Below are 15,631 nucleotides of genomic sequence, written 5' to 3'. Positions count from 1 at the left end.
GATCACCTGGCCGGCGGCGTTGGTCACCTTGACGGTGACCTCGGTGGCCGCGGCGTCCAGCACCACGGCGCCCATGCCGGTCTTGCCGTCGCTGCTGTAGGCGAGGGTCTTGCCTTCGGTGAGCACGTTTTTGCCCACCACGGCGGCGGCCTGCAGCGTCTGCGTGGTCGAGGCCTGCGTGGCCAGGCCGTTGACGGTGCTGTTGAGCTTCTCGATGCCGGTGACGGTGTTGATCTGCGCGATCTGCGAGGTCAGCTGCGCGTTGTCCATCGGGTTCATCGGATCCTGGTTGCTCAGCTGGGCGACCAGCAGCTTCAGGAAGCGGTCCTGCAGGTCCGCGGCCGAGGTGGAGGCGAGCGACGAGGCGCCGCCTGCGCTGCTCGCGGTGTTGCTGGTAGCGGTGGTCCCGGTGACGGTGCTCATGCGGTTGTTCCTGCGGCAGTGGCGGGGATGGGGGTCATTGGCCCAGCTGCAGCGTCTTCAGCAGCAGGCTCTTGGCCGTGTTCATCACTTCGACGTTGTTCTGGTAGGAGCGCGAGGCCGAGATCATGTTGACCATCTCCTCCACGGCGTTCACGTTGGAGTAGGTGACGTAGCCGTCGCCGTCGGCCAGCGGATTGCCGGGTTCGTGCACGCGACGGCCCGGGTCTTGCCGCTCGGTCACCGCATCGACCCGCACGCCAGCGGAATAGCTCTTTCCGGCGGCGGCCGGGTCGGCCTGGGCGCCGGCATCGCCCAGGTCCACCGTCTGGAAGACCACCTGCCTTGCCTTGTAGGCCTTGCCGTCGGGCCCGGCCGTGGCGTCTGCGTTGGCCAGGTTGCTGGCGACGACGTTCAGGCGCTGTGACTGCGCGCTCACCGCACTGCCGGAGATGCCGAAGATCGAGAACATGGACATGCTGGCGCAACCTTTCAATGTTCAGTGGATCGGGTGGCCGCGGAGCAGGCCATGCGCGAGCACCCGCGGAACCGGCTTTGCCGGGCCGCTGGGTGCGCCCCCTCCAGGGGGTTGGCGGAGCGCGAAGCGCGCAGACTGGGGGGGTTCATATCACTGGCCCTGGATGGCCGACATGAGCGTCTTGCCCTGGCCATTGAGGAAGCGCAGCGTGGCCTCGTAGCGCACGGCGTTGTCGGCGAAGGCGGCGCGCTCGCGGTCGAGGTCGACGCTGTTTCCATCCATGGCCGGCTGCACCTGGGCGGTGTAGGCCAGGCTGCTTCCGGCATCGCTGGTGCGCGGAGCCAGCCGGAAGTGACGCCCGTCGCTGCGGCCGTCGTCCGTTGCGGCCATGGCGGCGGGGCTGCCGGTGGCCTGCCGGCGGTCGCTGGCGGTGGCCTCGGACAGCGCGGCGGCAAAGTCCAGTTCGCGGGCCGCATAGCCCGGCGTGTCGGCATTGGCGATGTTGCCGGCGATCACGCGCTGGCGCTCGGCGCGCAACGTCAGCGCCTGGCCCTGGAAGTCCATCGACTGCGTCAGCTTGTCCAGCATGCGTGATCCTCTGTTGGGGAAAGATGGGCGGGGCGGGGCCCCGGCTGAGGGGACGGATGCCACCGTGCGGAAATTGTGGGCGCGGACCCCTTCGCGGAATGGCGGGAACAAAGGCTGCTTTTCCGCGCTGTTCCCTGCTTTGGGGGCAGAGCTCGCTGTCTACAGTGCATCGCACCCTGGAATGGACGGACCCTGCCGGGCTCGCTCCGCGGCGTGTTCCGGCACTGCCGCTCCAGCCTTCGGGCAGGTTCTTCTTCTTCCGGCTCCAGCCGATCCTCGCTGCCGTCTTGCCATGACCCGCACACACTCTTTCTTCCTCCGACGCCTGGCCGCCGCCTTGGGTCTGGGCCTGGCGGCCCTGTCGCCCGCACTGGCCCAGGCGCCTGCCGGTGCCGCTGCGCTGCCCGGCCTGAACGGCGACATGGGCGCCGATTTCGTCTCCGCGGCCCAGCACTGGGTGGACGACGCCGTCGCCCAGGGTCGCGGCGCCGCTGGCACCGACATGGCCCCGCTGCGCATGGAGGTGAGCGTGGGTGCGCTGGACAGCCGGCTGCGCCTGGCGCCGTGCGCCAGCGTCGAGCCCTATCTGCCGCCCGGGCAGCGCCTGTGGGGCCGCAGTCGGCTCGGCCTGCGCTGTGTGGACGGCGCGGTGCGCTGGAATGTCTTCCTGCCGGTGACGGTCAAGGCCATCGGCCCGGCCTGGGTGCTGCGCGACGGCGTGGCGCCGGGCGCGGTGCTGCAGGCCGGCGACGCGGTGCAGGCCGACGCTGACTGGGCGGCGGACGCTTCGCCAGTGGTCGCCGATCCCGCGCGCTGGGTGGGGCAGGTGGCCACGCGGGCGCTGTCCGCCGGTCAGCCCATCCGCCAGTCCATGGTCCGGACGCAGCAGGTGCTGCAAGCTGGCGCGGCCGTGCGTATCCTTGCGGGTGGGCGCGGTTTTGAGGTCAGCACCGAGGGTCAGGCCCTCAGTGCCGGCGGCGTGGGCGAGGCGGTGCGTGTTCGCATGCCGAACGGCCGGATTGCCACCGGCCAGGTGGTCGACGCTGGGACGGTGCGGATGGCGCTTTAGGCCCATGCTGCCAGCGCCGCTCAAAAAGTTTTAAAAAAGTCCTCAAGTTCCTTCCGGGGCCGCCGAAAAACAGTGACGTTGCCCTTCCAAGGGGCATGGAGTCCAGTCATGAAAGTCGGTGCAAGCAATGATGTCGGTTTGATCGCCACCGGGGGTGTGCGGTCGGATCGCCCCGCCACCACCGCGGCGGAGTCGGGTGCCGCCCGGGCGGAAGCCGGGGTGTCGGTCGATGTGTCGTCCACGGTGCAGTCGCTGGGCCGTACGGGTTCGGGTTCGGGAATCGACGAGGCCAAGGTGGCGTCGATGCGCGAAGCCATCGCCAACGGCACTTTCACCGTCGATGCCGGCGCCGTGGCCGACAAGATGCTCGCCAATGCTCAGGAAATGCTGAGCCGCACAAAAGGTTGAACGCCATGCATGCTCCCCTCATGATCGACACCCGCGAGTCCACCGAAGAACTGCTGCAGGAAGTGGAGCGCCAGCTCGACGCCGTGGATGCAAGCCTGCTCGAAGGCGATGCACCGGCACTCGAGGCCGCCTGCAACGGCATGCGCCAGGTCGCCACCGGTTTCAGCAACGTGCTCGAGTCGGCCCTGTCGGCCGAGGTGTTCGACGCCGAGTTCCGTGATCGCATCGAAGGCGTGGCCCAGCGTCTGCGCGTGCTGCGCGCCGGCATCGCCCGCCGTGCCGCCGCCGTGGAGCGCAGCCTGGCCGCCCTGCTGGGCACCCAGGACACCCCCACCTACAGCGCCGTCGGCCAACGAAGCATGTTCGGCGGTGCCGGCCTGCGTACCGCCTCGGCCACCGGCATGCACTGAGCGCGCCCAGCCCCGCGACTCCATGAAGGCGCCCCGGTCCGCGAAGCGGCCGGGGCGTTCTTCTTTGGTCGGTCCCGTGCGTCTGGCAGAAGACGGATGAGGAGCCGGCCGCCATGACGCCTTCGGCCACGGTCCTGAAAACGGAAGACCCGGCGAGCGAGACAGAAGCGAGCAAAGCCTTCGGGACGCCGGCGCAAGGCGCGAATCGGAGGGCCGCGGAGCAGGCCACGCCAGGGCACCCGAGGAACCGGCTTTGCCGGGCCTCTGGGTGCGCCCCCCCTCCCAAGCCGAAGGCGCCAGAGAGAGGGGGGAGCCGCGCAAGCGGCTTGGGGGGTGTTGCTCTAGTGCCCGCGCATCTTCGCCCGAAGCCGCGCCACAGCCTGGCTGTGCAGCTGGCAGACGCGCGATTCGGTGATGCTCAGCACGGCCGCGATCTCCTTGAGATTCATGTCGTGCTCGTAGTACATGCCCATGATGTAGCGCTCGCGCTCGGGCAAAGACTCGATTGCCGCGACCAGTGCATTGCGCAGACGCTGGTCCTTGAGGACGCTCATCGGGTCGGACTCGTTGTCCGCCACATGGCGTTCGAGGAAGGCTTCCTCGTCCTCGCGGCCGTCGCCACCCATGTCCTCCAGGTACAGCAGTTGGGTGCCGCGCACGCGGCCCAGCAGCGACTGGTACTCGGCCAACGGCATGTTCAGTTCGGCCGCGATCTCGGACTCCTGGGGCGCACGCCCCAGCTTGTGCTCGAGCCGCACCACGGCCTGCTCGATCTGCTTCTGGCTCTTGCGGGAGCCGCGCGACATCCAGTCGCCGTCGCGCAGCTCGTCGAGCATGGCGCCGCGGATGCGCTGGGTGGCAAAGGTCTCGAACTGCACACCCTGCGCGGCATCGAAGCGCGAGAGGGCGTCGACCAGTCCGATCATGCCGACCTGGATCAGGTCGTCCACCTCGACGTTGGGCGGCAGCTTGGCCACCATGTGATGGGCGAGGCGCTGCACCAGCGGCACGTACTGGCGGATCAATGCGTCGCGGTCGAGTCGGCCCTTGGCGGTGTACATCTTCTGGAGAGCGGCGGCGGCAAGCATGGCGGGTCGGTCCCCGTGGTTCAGCGCCGTGTGCTGCATTGTGCCGGGGAAAGCAGAAGGTCGAGGTCTTCCACGCAACGCGGCTCGAAGGCGCCACGCAGGGGGGCATTGAAGGTTTCGCGCAGCAGTTCGGCCGCGCGCGGCAGGCGCCAGTCGTCGGGCACCACCTGGCCGCAGCCCAGGCCGCGCAGTTGCAGGCCATGGCGCATCAGCACGTCGAGCGCCGGGCCGAGCTTGACGGCCTCGTCCACCTTGGTGAGCAGGGCATGGCGGGCGCCGTCCTCACGGAAGGCCTGGCCCACCTCGTCGAGGGCATCGCCCTGCGCGCCGGCGTTGAGCACCACCAGCGGCTTCACCCCCGGCAGGTCGAGCTGGGCCATCTGCTGCTGGCGGCGCGGGTCATGAGAGGCATGGCCTGCGGTGTCGATCAGCACCAGGCGCTTATGGGCCAGGAGGGCGAGCAGCTCCTGCAGCGCCGCGGTGTCGTGGGCCTGGTGGGCCACCACGTCGATGCTGCGGCCGAAGGCGCGCAGCTGCTCGTGGGCCCCGGCACGCTGGGTGTCGAGCGTGATCAGGCCCACGCTGGCCGAGCCGTGCGTGCGGGCGCAAAGGGTGGCCAGCTTGGCAATGGCCGTGGTCTTGCCCACGCCGGTGGCGCCGACGAGGGCCAGGATGCCGCCTTCGTCTTCCAGTGGCATGGCCTGGTCGTCGATGGCCAGCAGGCGTGTGAAGGTGGCCAGCACATGGGCCTCGGCCGCGGCGGCGTCGGTGCCAGGGGCGATGGGCTGCAGCACCGCGCGCACCAGCGGCGCGGAGAACCCCGCGCGCACCAGGCGAAGCATCAGGTCGGCCAGGCCCGGGTCCTGGCGCGAGCGGCCGAGCCAGGACACCGTCTCGAAGCGCGTCTCGACCATCTGGCGCAGGGCGCGCAGTTCGGCCATCACGTCGGCGAGGGCCTGGACGGGCACCATGGCCGCGGCGGGTGCGGGCTCGGGTGCCGAAGCTGCAGCGGGGCGCGCAGAGGACAGGGGCATGCCGCTGACCGGCGCGGGGCGCACGGCCGCAGGGGGCGTCCACGGCATGGCGGCGACGGCCGGCGCGGCGGTGCGCGCCGCGGACGCCTGCTGGGCGGGCGCTGCCATCGGCGCGGCGCTGACCGGCAGGGCCGCAGCCGAGACGGCCGCATCGCCGAGTTGCTTGCGCAGCATGCGTTCGCGCACGAAGTCCTGGAAAGACAGCGTGCTCATCGCGAGACGGTTGGCGTCTTCCTCGACCGAGGTCTCCGCGAGGTTGGGGGTGTGGGATGCGGGCTGGGCGGCGGCAGCCGTGGTCGCCGTCGCCGTCGTGCGCATCGAGCTGGACGCGGTAGGCGCCTGGGGCGCTGCTTCTTGGGCACGGGTGGCCGCCGCCTGCTGCAGGCCGGCGAGCGATTCCTCGGACGCCGCCATCACCTCCACACCCTGTTCGGTCTGCTTGTTGGACAGGATGAGTGCGTCGTCGCCAAAGGCATTGCGGGCCATGGCCATGGCTTCGCGTGCGGTCGGGGCCAGAAAGCGTTGGATGTTCATGATTCAGGCGGGCTGCGGCTGAAGGCGGACGTGGGCGGGGTCGAGGCGACGGGTGAAGGCGCGCCTCAGGCGGGGGCGGCGCCACCGCGCAGGATCGGCCCGATGCGGATGGTGTGGGTCTCGGGGATCTCGCTGTGCGAGAGCACGGCCAGGCGCGGCGCCGTGCGGCGCACCAGGCGGGCGATGGCACCGCGGATGGCATCGGGCACCAGCAGGCAGGCGGGCACGCCGCGCTCTTCCTGCCGGTTGGCGATGTCGGCCGCGCTGCGGGTGAAGGTGTCGGCCACGCCGGGGTCCAGCGCCGGGCCCTGTGCATTGCCCAGGGCTTGCATCAGCAACCGCTCGAAGCCGGGCTCGATGGCGATCACGTCCAGCTCCTTCACGGGGCCGTAGATCTGCTGCACGATGGCCGGCGCCAGCGCCACGCGCACGCGGCGGGCCAGCTCGACGGCATCGGTCACGCCGGCCGCGTGTTCGGCCAGCGTCTCGACGATGGTGCGGATATCGCGGATGTGCACCCCTTCCTCCAGCAGAAGCTGGAGCACCTTCTGGAAGGTGGCGATCGGGATGAGCTTGGGCACCACTTCCTCGATCAGCTTGGGGCTGTACTGGCTGACGTGTTCCACGAGTTGCTGCGTTTCGGATCGGCTGAGCAGGCGTCCTGCCTGGGTCTGCATCAAATGTGACAGATGGGTGGCCATCACGGTCTCCGGATCAACGACCGTGAAACCCGCCATTTGTGCGCTGTCGCGGTAGCGTGCCTCGATCCAGGTGGCCGGCAGGCCGAAGGCCGGGTCGGTGGTGGCGGTGCCGATCAGCGGCGTGGCAATGCCACCGGGGTTGATGGCCAGGAACATGCCCGGGAAGGCCTCGCCTTCGGCCACCACCACGCCGCGCAGCGTCACGCGGTAGGCGCTGGGCTTGAGCTCCAGGTTGTCGCGCACATGCACGGCGGGCGGCAGGAAGCCCACCTCCTGCGCGAACTTGCGGCGCACGCCCTTGATGCGCGTGAGCAGGTCGCCCTGGCGGTTCTTGTCGACCAGCGTGATCAAGCGGTAACCCAGCTCCAGGCCCAGCAGCGACACCGGCTGCAGGTCCGCCCAGGTGGCATCGGCCTCGGGTGGCGGCTCGCTGGGCTTGGGCGTCTCGGCCTCGATGCGGCGGCGGCGCGCCATCGTCCAGGCGCCCCAGCCCAGCAACCCGGCCATGCAAAGGAACACCACGTGCGGCATGCCCGGCACGATGCCCAGCAGCAGCAGGATGGCGGCCGTCAGGCCCAGCGCGCGCGGCGAGGTGAAGACCTGCTGCACGATCTGCCGGCCCACGTCCTCTTCCTTGCCCACGCGCGAGACCACCATGGCCGCGGCCACGGAGATGAGCAGGCCCGGGATCTGCGCCACCAGCGCATCGCCCACCGCCAGCAGCACATAGCTGTTGGCGGCCTCGCCGGCCGGCATGCCATGCTGCAGCACACCCACGGTGAAGCCGCCCACGATGCTGATGACCAGGATCAGGATGCCGGCGATGGCATCGCCGCGCACGAACTTGGATGCGCCGTCCATGGCGCCGAAGAAGTTGGCTTCCTCGGCCACTTCGGCGCGGCGGCGGCGAGCTTCCTTTTCGTTGATGGTGCCGGCATTGAGGTCGGCATCCACCGCCATCTGCTTGCCAGGCATGGCGTCCAGCGTGAAGCGGGCCGACACCTCGGCAATGCGCTCGGCGCCCTTGGTCACCACCACGAAGTTGATGACCACCAGGATGGCGAACACGATCAGACCGACCGCGAAGTTGCCGCCGATCAGGAAGTGGCCGAAGGCCTCGATCACCGCGCCGGCGGCGCCGGGGCCGGTGTGGCCTTCGAGCAGCACGACCCGGGTGGAGGCGACGTTGAGCGACAGCCGCATCAGTGTGGTGAGCAGCAGCACCGTGGGAAAGGCGGCGAAGTCCAGCGGCTTCGTCATGTAGGCCGCGACCATCATCACCATCAGGGCCGCGGCGATGTTGAGGGTGAAGAAGCCGTCCAGCAGCCAGGACGGGATCGGCAGCACCATCAACGCCAGGATGGCGATGACCAGCAGCGGGGCGGCCAGGCGCTGCAGGCCGGCGGAATCGGGCGCGTCGCCGAACAGGCCCTGCATCACACGCTGCACGGCGTTCATGCCTCATCCTCCAGGTCGGCCATGGCCTTGGGGTCGTTGAGCGGATCGAGCTCGGCCGGCACCGCCGGCTCGGGCACTGTCTGCGGCCAAGCGCCGCGGCCGGCGATGGCCGCCTTCAGGCGGTAGACATAGGCCAGGATCTGCGCCACGGCAGTGAAGAGCTGGCTCGGAATCGGCTGGTCGATCTCGGCATGCGCGTACAGCGCGCGGGCCAGCATCGGCGACTGGATCACCGGAATGTCGTGCGACTTGGCGATGTCGCGGATCTTCATGGCGAGCAGATCCGAACCCTTGGAGATGACGTGCGGCGCGGCCATGTCCGACTCGTCGTAGCGCAGGGCCACGGCGAAGTGGGTCGGGTTCATCACCACGAAGTCGGCACGCGGCACGGCCGTGATGCTGGCGCGCTGCAGGATGGCGCGGGCCGCCTTGCGCTGCTGGCCCTTGACGTGCGGATTGCCGTCGCTTTCCTTGTGCTCCTGCTTCACTTCTTCGTGCGACATCCGCAGGCGCGAGCGGTGCAGCCAGCCCTGCAGCGGCACGTCTGCGATGGCCGTGGCCACCAGCACCAGCAGGGCCAGCGCCGTGCCCGTGACCAGCCAGTCGGCAAAGTAGGGCAGGGCGGCCGGCGCCGGCATCATCACCATGCGGGCCAGCGTGTCCATGGAGCCGCGCACGTAGACGAAGCCCACGCCGGCCAGGATGGCGGACAGCAGCACCAGCTTGAGCACCGTGCTCGCCTGCTGCTTGCTGAACAGGCGGCCGATGCCGGCGAAGGGGTCGAGACGGGTGAGGTCGGGCGTGATGGCCTTGGCGCTGGCCACCCAGCCGCCGGTGGCCAGGGTGGCCGCGATGGAAGCCACCATCACCACCGCCGCGAAGCCGACGCAGGCGGCGATGCCGAGCAGGCCCAGGTGCATCAGGCGCTCGCCCATGGCGCCGGGGCGCGTGGCCTCGGCGGCGTTGAAGTGCAGGGCCCCGGCCAGCGCATCGCGTAGCGCGCCGAAGGCGGTGGGTGCGAGCAGCAGCAGGGCGACGGCGCCGGTGCCCACCACGGCCAGGTGCGTCAGGTCGCGTGAGCGCGGTACCTGGCCGTCGCGACGGGCCTGGTCCAGGCGCCGCTGCGTGGCGGGAAGCTTCTTGTCCTGGCTGCTGGATGACATGGGCGCGAGCGGCGGTGGGCGGTTCGGGCCATTGTCGGCAGGGGGTGTCGGCGCTAAAGGCCGATAAGAGCCGTTGCGGGCCGGCTATTCGCGCATTGGTCGAGGCAACGCGAAGCGGCGATGAACTCCGCGTCAGGAGCGGGTTGCGGCGGGCAGTGTGACGCGCTCCGGCGCCTGCACGGGCCGGGTGGTGGCCGGCGCGTCGGCACCCGCTGCAGGTGCGGTCTCGGCGCCCGCGCCACTGTGGCGCTGTTGCAGCGCCTTGATGGCGTCGTCGGCTTCCATGCTCCTGCGGCCGTCCATGCGGGCCTCTGCCTCGCGGGTCAGCACGGTGATGCTGATGCGGCGGTTGATGGCTGCTGTGCGGTCGGCCTTGTCCAGCGGATCGCTGGCGGCGAGGCCGACCACCCGGATCAGCTTGTCCTCGGGCATGCCGGCCGCGACCAGCTCGCGGCGCGACGCATTGGCGCGGTCCGCCGACAGCTCCCAGTTGCTGTAGCCGCGCTCGCCGTTGCCGTAGGGCGTGGAATCGGTATGGCCGGCCAGGCTGACCTTGTTGTCGATGCCCTTCAGCGAGCCGCCCACGGCGTTCAGGATGTCGCGCATGTAGGGCTTTACCAGCGCGCTGCCGGTGTCGAACATGGGGCGCTGCTGGGCATCGACGATCTGGATCTCCAGCCCGTCCGGCGTGGTCTCGAGCCGGATCTGCGAGCGGAACTCGCGCAGCTTCACGTCGCTGGTGATCAGCACCTCGATACGCCCGCGCAGCGCCTCGAGCTTCTTGGCATCCTCGCGCGCGGCCTGGGCCCGCGCATCGACGGCGGCCGTGTGCGAGCGGGTCGGGTCCTTGCCCACCTCGGTGCTGCGTCGCATCTCGCCGGTGGTGCGCGTCAGGTCGGTGCCGCCGCCGGTCACGATGCTGGAGCTGCTGCCGGTGCCGGGGCCGCCCGCCATCTCCACCTTCAGCGGCGAGTTGAAGTAGTTGGCAATGCCCTGCAGGTCGCCCTTGGTGGTCGAGCCCAGCAGCCACATCAGCAGGAAGAAGGCCATCATGGCCGTCACGAAGTCGGCGTACGCGATCTTCCACGCGCCCCCGTGGCTCGCATGCACCGTCTTCTTGACGCGCTTGACGATGATGGGCTGGAGCTTGCGTCCGGAGGAGCCGGTGGCCATGGTTGCGTCCGTGCTTCAGTGGAGTGGCGGCGTGCGGGTCAAAAGCCTCAAGCCGGCTTCTTTTTGACGTGGCTTTCGAGTTCGCTGAAGGTGGGCCGCTCGGTCGAGAACAGCACCTTGCGGCCGAACTCGATGGCCGTGGTCGGGTTGTAGCCCTGCATGCTGGCCAGCAGCGTGGTCTTGATGCATTGAAGTTCCTTGCCGGCATCCTCGGCCTTCTGCTCGAGCAGGCCCGCAAGCGGTTCCACGACGCCGTAGGCCAGCAGGATGCCCAGGAAGGTACCGACCAGCGCCGAGCCGATCATGCCGCCCAGCACGGCCGGGGGCTGGCCCACCGAGCCCATGGTGTTGACCACCCCCAGCACGGCGGCCACGATGCCGAAGGCGGGCAGGCCGCCCGCCAGGCGCGTGAGCGCCGCCACCGGACCGTGGGCCTCGTGGTGGTGGGTCTCGATCTCGCTGTCCATGAGGGACTCGATCTCGTGGGCATTGAGGTTGCCCGACACCATCATGCGCAGGTAGTCGGTGGTGAACTCCACCACGTGGTGGTCGTTGCCCACCTTCGGATAGGCCTGGAAGATGGGCGAGTCGCCCGGCGACTCGACGTCCTTCTCGATCGACATCAGGCCGTCCTTGCGCGCCTTCTGCAGGATGTCGTAGAGCAGCGCCATCAGTTCCATGTAGCGCGCCTTGGTGTACTTGGAGCCCTTGAGCGCGGCGGGCAGGGCCTTCATCGTGGCCTTGAGCACCTTGGGCTGGTTGTTGACCACGAAGGCGCCGATGGCACCGCCACCGATCACCAGGATCTCGTTGGGCAGGGCGTGCAGCACCACGCCGATGTTGCCGCCGTGCGCGATGAAGCCGCCGAAGATGCAGCCCAGGGCGACCAGGTAACCGAGGATGACGAACATGGTGAGGGTCGAAGATCAGGTGGCGCTATTGGGCCTGACAGCGGGCTGAACCGGTCCAAGAAAAAGGGCCCGATCACGGGCCCATATCGACAGTTAGGAGGCAGCCTGCCTGCGGTTCAATTCACTGCAGATGCACACCGTTGGCCGCACCCGCCCCCTTGCCCGCCCGAGCCGGCGGCTCGCACAGGCCGCACACGAAGTGGCGGGGGTTCTCGTAGGCATCGGCCACGAAGTGCCCGCCGCAGCGCGTGCAGGGCACCATCTTGAGCATGTTGTTCTTGATGAAGCGCACCAGGCGCCAGGCGCGCGTGATGGTCAACAGCGGCTCGAGGCCCTGTCCGCCCACCTGCTCGGTGTACAGGCCGTAGGCCTTGATCATCACGTCCACGTTCTCGAGATCCGTGCTGGAGCGGCTGAGGTACGTGTGGATGTTCTGGAACAGCGAGGCGTGGATGTTGGGCTGCCAGGTGAGGAACCAGTCCGTGGAAAAGGGCAGTTGACCCTTGGACGGCGAGCGTCCGGCCACTTCCTTGTACAGGCGCAACAGGCGCTCGTAGGAGAGGTCGGTCTCGCTCTCAAGCACCTGCAGCCGGGCGCCCATCTCGATCAGGCTGACAGCCCGGTCGATCTGGCGCGACTCGTCGAGCACGCTCTTGGGGGTAGGCATCTTCTTGCTTTCCACGAAAGGTCAGGTTCAGAGACCCTGCTCCGCGATACGGCTGGACATGACGATGTTGGCATGCAGCCGGGCCGTGGCCTCGTTGATGGTGCGGTGGCCGACGTTGTGGTTGGTCAGCAGGCCCCAGACCATGTCGTCGTCCGCGCGGAAGGTGCACAGCAGCATGTTGCCGGAGGCGATCTTCATCAGTTGCGCTGGCGACAGCGCCGCGATCAGGTCGGCCGAATCGCCCGAGATGCCCAGGCGGTAGAGCGCCTGCGCGCGGTCCTCGCGGATGAGGCTCTGGGCCAGCATCAGGTAGGTGAGGTTGGCTTCCTTGATCTCGGAAAGGATCTGGTCGCTGGTCATGGTCATGCCCCAAAGAACTGTTTCTGTCGATGGAAGCAATTGTGAGATTCGTAACAAAAAACTTAATGCGATCTGGGCGGTACTTCGTGTCATCCAAGTGCAACTTTTTTGAGACTTTTGGTTACACGGAAAGTATTCATTCCGTCTCCTCGTCTCAACTTTGCGCCGCATCTAGTGCCCACGCCTTACGTTTTTCTGCCCGTCGTTCAGCGTCTCCATCTTGTGACTCTCTGTCAAGCAAGGTGTCTGATTTTCACGTCGAGTCGTCGAAAGTTCTAAGGACGCTTGGTCCGGCCGGCCAACACGTTAGATCAGTAACTACACGTATCAAGTTCGATACGCGTCGGCATAGCACGCCGGTCAAGGCCGCGGTGTCTGGCCGAGGGTCCGAATCTTTAGGGTCCGAACTGAAAAATAAAGTGCTCAAGTCAGGGCTCGGTAGACCCGAAATCCAGGCAACGGGCCACCCGGTCCGTCTGGCAGCCAGTGTCGGTACTGGCAGACATTGGCAACGTATGCCGGATTCACCGGCTTTGAACAAGGAGTAGTCACCATGGCCTCGATCATCAACACCAACATCGGCTCGCTCAACGCACAGCGCAACCTGTCCGCGAGCCAGAACTCGCTGGCGACCTCGATCCAGCGCCTGTCTTCCGGCCTGCGCGTCAACAGCGCCAAGGACGATGCCGCCGGCCTGGCCATCGCCTCCCGCATGGATGCCCAGGTCCGCGGCATGAACGTGGCGGCGCGCAACGCCAACGACGGCATCTCGCTGGCGCAGACGGCCGAAGGCGCGCTGGCGCAGATCGGCAACAACCTGCAGCGCATGCGTGAACTGGCCGTGCAGTCGGCCAACGACACCAACACGTCGACTGACCGCACGGCCCTGGACAACGAGTTCAAGCAGCTCGCCCAGGAAAACGCGCGGATCATCTCCAACACCAAGTTCAACGGCCAGGAACTGCTGACCGGCTCTGGCGGTTCGAGCGGCACCTTCACCTTCCAGGTGGGCGCGAACACCTCCTCGGACAACCAGATCAGCGTGACGACGACCAACATCGCCACCTCGATGACCACCGCCACCCAGGGCAGCACCGCAACGCTGGGCACCACGTCGGCGACGGCCCTGACGGCGATGACCAACATCGACTCGGCCATCGACGCGATCTCCAATGCCCGCTCCACCTTCGGTGCGGCCCAGAACCGCTTCGAAGCCACCATCACCAACCTGCAGACCGCGGCCGAGAACACCAGCGCCGCCAAGAGCCGGATCACCGACGCCGACTTCGCCGTCGAGACCGCCAACCTGTCGCGTGCGCAGATCCTGCAGCAGGCCGGCACCTCGATGGTCGCCCAGGCCAACCAGATGCCGCAGACCGTGCTGAAGCTGCTGGGCTGATCGCCGGCAGGCAAGGGGCGCACGGCCCCCGGGCAGTGCGTTTCCCATCGAGGCGGCTGGCGTTGTGACGCCCGCCGCCTTCAACCATTGAGGAGCGCCAAACATGGCCATCACCGGAACCGTCACGTCGAGCGGCACCAACATCGACATCGACTCGATCGTCAGCAAGATGATGGCGATCGAGCAGACCTCGGTCACCAAGCTGCAGACCCAGGCGAGCGCCCTGCAGAGCCAGGTGTCGGCGGTGGGCACGGTCAAGTCGATGCTGTCCACGTTGTCGGATGCGGCCACGGCGCTCACCAAGCCCACGCTGTGGGCGACAAAGGCGGCAGCGTCCTCCTCGGCCGCCGTGGGCGTCAAGGTGTCGGATTCCAGTCTGGCGTCGACCGGAAGTTTTCAGGTCTCGGTCTCGCAGCTGGCGCGTTCGCAGTCGGTGTCATCGTCTGCGGTGGCGGCCACCGATGGCTTCCAGGCCGGCACGCTGTCCATCCAGGTCGGGACCTGGAGTGGCACGTCGGGCAGCAGCCCGAGTTTTGCCGCCGGCAGCGCGGCATCCGTCGACGTGGCCATCGGTGAGGGCGACACCCTGACCACGGTGGCGTCCAAGATCAACGCTGCAGGTGCCGGCGTCACCGCCAGCGTGGTGACCGACCTGAGCGGCCAGCGACTGGTCATGCGCTCCGCCAGCACAGGGGAGGCCGCAGGCTTCAAGGTGACGGCCAGCGGCTCCGGCAGCGGCACGGCGCTGTCGGGCCTGGCCTTCGATGCGCCGGGCTCCGGCGCCGGCATGGCGGCCAACAGCGTGCAGTGGGCCGCCAACTCGGTGGCGACGGTGGATGGCGTCACGGTGACATCCGCCACCAACACCGTGACGGGTGCGGTGCCCGGCCTGTCGCTCACGCTGTCGCAGCTGAGCACCGACCCCGTCACGATCACGTCCAGCACCGACACCAATGCATTGACTTCGGCCATCCAGGGCTTCGTCAATGCCTACAACAACATCAACAGCCAGATCAACTCGCTGACCTCGTACAACGCCGATACCAAAAAAGCGGGTCTGATGCAGGGCGATAGCATGGTCACCGGCTTGCAGACCATGATGCGGCGGCTCACCGGCTCGGCCAATTCGAGCGGCACCTTCACCACCCTGTCCCAGCTGGGCATCTCGATCAGCAAGAGCGCCGACGGCAGTCTCACGCTGGACAGCACCAAGCTGGCGGAGGCGCTGGCCAGTCCGGATGCCGTCAAGACCTTCTTCATGGGCACGGGCGACGGCACCGCCAACAGCACCGATGGCTGGGCCTCGCGCTTCTCCACCTTCACTCAGGGCGCGGTGGGAACCGACGGCACGCTGGACACCCGCAGCGCCTCGCTGCAAAAGCAGCTGGACGCCAATTCCGACGACCAGGCCAAGGAGACCGACCGCATGACGTTGATGGAGTCGCGCCTGCGCGCCCAGTATTCGGCGCTGGACGCCAAGCTGAGTACGCTGACCTCGCTGGACACCTACGTCAAGCAGCAGATCGCGCAGTGGAACAAGTCGAGCTGAGTGGCGGAAATTTCTCGTGCCGAGGCGCGTTCTGAATCGAAACTGACTTGATTTCCGGCGGCGGCGGCCGATAAAGAAGGAAAGCATCGAATCAGGAGCCGCCATGTACACCCCCCCCGCCGCCCGTGCCGCCCGTGCCTACCAGCGTGTCGCGGTCGAATCCAGCATCGAAGGCGGCGCCAGCCCCCATCGCCTGGTGGAGATGCTCTACGAAGGCCTCG

General features: G+C 68.1%; 16 protein-coding genes. 5 read left to right on the top strand and 11 right to left on the bottom strand.

What is annotated here, in order from left to right; genetic code table 11:
• From QZ772_RS08585 to flgB, 3 genes are all read right to left on the bottom strand, one after another.
• Window positions 1-423 (bottom strand): flagellar hook capping FlgD N-terminal domain-containing protein (locus tag QZ772_RS08585; RefSeq protein ID WP_295524739.1); only part of this gene is annotated, 423 nt, incomplete at its 3' end.
• Window positions 424-457: 34 nt separating this feature from the next.
• Window positions 458-898, bottom strand: a complete 441-nt coding sequence (gene flgC, locus QZ772_RS08580) for a flagellar basal body rod protein FlgC (protein WP_295524737.1) — start codon at window positions 896-898, stop codon at window positions 458-460.
• Window positions 899-1,048: 150 nt separating this feature from the next.
• On the bottom strand, window positions 1,049-1,486 hold the full coding sequence (gene flgB, locus QZ772_RS08575) for a flagellar basal body rod protein FlgB (protein ID WP_295524735.1): 438 nt from the start codon (window positions 1,484-1,486) through the stop codon (window positions 1,049-1,051).
• A gap of 292 nt (window positions 1,487-1,778) precedes the next feature.
• On the opposite strand from flgB, the gene flgA reads away from it, so the two are divergent.
• The 3 genes from flgA to QZ772_RS08560 all read left to right on the top strand — a co-directional run bounded on the left by flgA (window position 1,779) and on the right by QZ772_RS08560 (window position 3,373).
• The gene (flgA, locus tag QZ772_RS08570; protein WP_295524733.1) at window positions 1,779-2,555 is read left to right on the top strand and encodes a flagellar basal body P-ring formation chaperone FlgA; all 777 of its coding nucleotides are present in this window, start codon (window positions 1,779-1,781) and stop codon (window positions 2,553-2,555) included.
• 108 nt (window positions 2,556-2,663) lie between these two features.
• A complete protein-coding gene (gene flgM, locus QZ772_RS08565) occupies window positions 2,664-2,963 on the top strand; it encodes a flagellar biosynthesis anti-sigma factor FlgM (RefSeq protein ID WP_295524731.1) in 300 nt (99 codons plus the stop codon).
• 5 nt (window positions 2,964-2,968) lie between these two features.
• Window positions 2,969-3,373 carry a hypothetical protein gene (locus tag QZ772_RS08560; RefSeq protein ID WP_295524728.1) on the top strand — a complete coding sequence of 135 codons (405 nt, stop codon included), beginning with the start codon at window positions 2,969-2,971 and terminating at the stop codon, window positions 3,371-3,373.
• Between the two features lie 341 nt (window positions 3,374-3,714).
• On the opposite strand, the gene QZ772_RS08555 is transcribed toward QZ772_RS08560, so the two are convergent.
• The 8 genes from QZ772_RS08555 to flhD form a co-directional block, all read right to left on the bottom strand.
• The gene (locus QZ772_RS08555; RefSeq protein ID WP_076504833.1) at window positions 3,715-4,434 is read right to left on the bottom strand and encodes an RNA polymerase sigma factor FliA; all 720 of its coding nucleotides are present in this window, start codon (window positions 4,432-4,434) and stop codon (window positions 3,715-3,717) included.
• A gap of 47 nt (window positions 4,435-4,481) precedes the next feature.
• On the bottom strand, window positions 4,482-6,029 hold the full coding sequence (gene flhF / locus QZ772_RS08550) for a flagellar biosynthesis protein FlhF (RefSeq protein WP_295524726.1): 1,548 nt from the start codon (window positions 6,027-6,029) through the stop codon (window positions 4,482-4,484).
• Between the two features lie 65 nt (window positions 6,030-6,094).
• Window positions 6,095-8,167: a flagellar biosynthesis protein FlhA gene (gene flhA, locus QZ772_RS08545; protein WP_295524742.1), complete on the bottom strand. Its 2,073-nt coding sequence runs from the start codon at window positions 8,165-8,167 to the stop codon at window positions 6,095-6,097.
• Between the two features lie 17 nt (window positions 8,168-8,184).
• Entirely contained in the window at window positions 8,185-9,351 is a 1,167-nt protein-coding gene (locus tag QZ772_RS08540; protein ID WP_295524723.1) for an EscU/YscU/HrcU family type III secretion system export apparatus switch protein, read from the bottom strand.
• A gap of 132 nt (window positions 9,352-9,483) precedes the next feature.
• Entirely contained in the window at window positions 9,484-10,524 is a 1,041-nt protein-coding gene (motB, locus tag QZ772_RS08535) for a flagellar motor protein MotB (RefSeq protein WP_295524721.1), read from the bottom strand.
• 47 nt (window positions 10,525-10,571) lie between these two features.
• Window positions 10,572-11,435 (bottom strand): flagellar motor stator protein MotA, encoded by an 864-nt coding sequence (gene motA / locus QZ772_RS08530; protein ID WP_076504129.1) that lies wholly within the window; start codon window positions 11,433-11,435, stop codon window positions 10,572-10,574.
• A gap of 121 nt (window positions 11,436-11,556) precedes the next feature.
• Window positions 11,557-12,102: a flagellar transcriptional regulator FlhC gene (flhC, locus tag QZ772_RS08525; RefSeq protein ID WP_076504836.1), complete on the bottom strand. Its 546-nt coding sequence runs from the start codon at window positions 12,100-12,102 to the stop codon at window positions 11,557-11,559.
• 27 nt (window positions 12,103-12,129) lie between these two features.
• The gene (flhD, locus tag QZ772_RS08520) at window positions 12,130-12,462 is read right to left on the bottom strand and encodes a flagellar transcriptional regulator FlhD (RefSeq protein WP_076504132.1); all 333 of its coding nucleotides are present in this window, start codon (window positions 12,460-12,462) and stop codon (window positions 12,130-12,132) included.
• A 553-nt stretch (window positions 12,463-13,015) separates the two neighbouring features.
• Here flhD and QZ772_RS08515 point away from each other — a divergent pair.
• Complete coding sequence (locus tag QZ772_RS08515) at window positions 13,016-13,861, top strand: flagellin domain-containing protein (RefSeq protein WP_295524717.1); 846 nt, start codon at window positions 13,016-13,018, stop codon at window positions 13,859-13,861.
• Window positions 13,862-13,964: 103 nt separating this feature from the next.
• Window positions 13,965-15,410, top strand: a complete 1,446-nt coding sequence (gene fliD, locus QZ772_RS08510; protein ID WP_295524714.1) for a flagellar filament capping protein FliD — start codon at window positions 13,965-13,967, stop codon at window positions 15,408-15,410.
• Window positions 15,411-15,631 lie beyond the last annotated feature (221 nt).

Source organism: uncultured Pseudacidovorax sp. (genome assembly GCF_913773995.1).
Taxonomy (GTDB): Bacteria; Pseudomonadota; Gammaproteobacteria; order Burkholderiales; family Burkholderiaceae_C; genus Xenophilus.
The sequence above is the reverse complement of the archived record's forward strand: the minus strand, read 5'-3'. Positions and strand labels throughout refer to the sequence as shown.

Excerpts from the sequence above, each read along its gene's own strand:
- flgC (WP_295524737.1), bottom strand. The coding sequence starts at position 898 with ATGTCCATGTTCTCGATCTTCGGCATCTCCGGCAGTGCGGTGAGCGCG.
- flgB (WP_295524735.1), bottom strand. The coding sequence starts at position 1,486 with ATGCTGGACAAGCTGACGCAGTCGATGGACTTCCAGGGCCAGGCGCTG.
- flgA (WP_295524733.1), top strand. The coding sequence starts at position 1,779 with ATGACCCGCACACACTCTTTCTTCCTCCGACGCCTGGCCGCCGCCTTG.
- flgM (WP_295524731.1), top strand. The coding sequence starts at position 2,664 with ATGAAAGTCGGTGCAAGCAATGATGTCGGTTTGATCGCCACCGGGGGT.
- QZ772_RS08560 (WP_295524728.1), top strand. The coding sequence starts at position 2,969 with ATGCATGCTCCCCTCATGATCGACACCCGCGAGTCCACCGAAGAACTG.
- QZ772_RS08555 (WP_076504833.1), bottom strand. The coding sequence starts at position 4,434 with ATGTACACCGCCAAGGGCCGACTCGACCGCGACGCATTGATCCGCCAG.
- flhF (WP_295524726.1), bottom strand. The coding sequence starts at position 6,029 with ATGAACATCCAACGCTTTCTGGCCCCGACCGCACGCGAAGCCATGGCC.
- flhA (WP_295524742.1), bottom strand. The coding sequence starts at position 8,167 with ATGCAGGGCCTGTTCGGCGACGCGCCCGATTCCGCCGGCCTGCAGCGC.
- QZ772_RS08540 (WP_295524723.1), bottom strand. The coding sequence starts at position 9,351 with ATGTCATCCAGCAGCCAGGACAAGAAGCTTCCCGCCACGCAGCGGCGC.
- motB (WP_295524721.1), bottom strand. The coding sequence starts at position 10,524 with ATGGCCACCGGCTCCTCCGGACGCAAGCTCCAGCCCATCATCGTCAAG.
- motA (WP_076504129.1), bottom strand. The coding sequence starts at position 11,435 with ATGTTCGTCATCCTCGGTTACCTGGTCGCCCTGGGCTGCATCTTCGGC.
- flhC (WP_076504836.1), bottom strand. The coding sequence starts at position 12,102 with ATGCCTACCCCCAAGAGCGTGCTCGACGAGTCGCGCCAGATCGACCGG.
- flhD (WP_076504132.1), bottom strand. The coding sequence starts at position 12,462 with ATGACCAGCGACCAGATCCTTTCCGAGATCAAGGAAGCCAACCTCACC.
- QZ772_RS08515 (WP_295524717.1), top strand. The coding sequence starts at position 13,016 with ATGGCCTCGATCATCAACACCAACATCGGCTCGCTCAACGCACAGCGC.
- fliD (WP_295524714.1), top strand. The coding sequence starts at position 13,965 with ATGGCCATCACCGGAACCGTCACGTCGAGCGGCACCAACATCGACATC.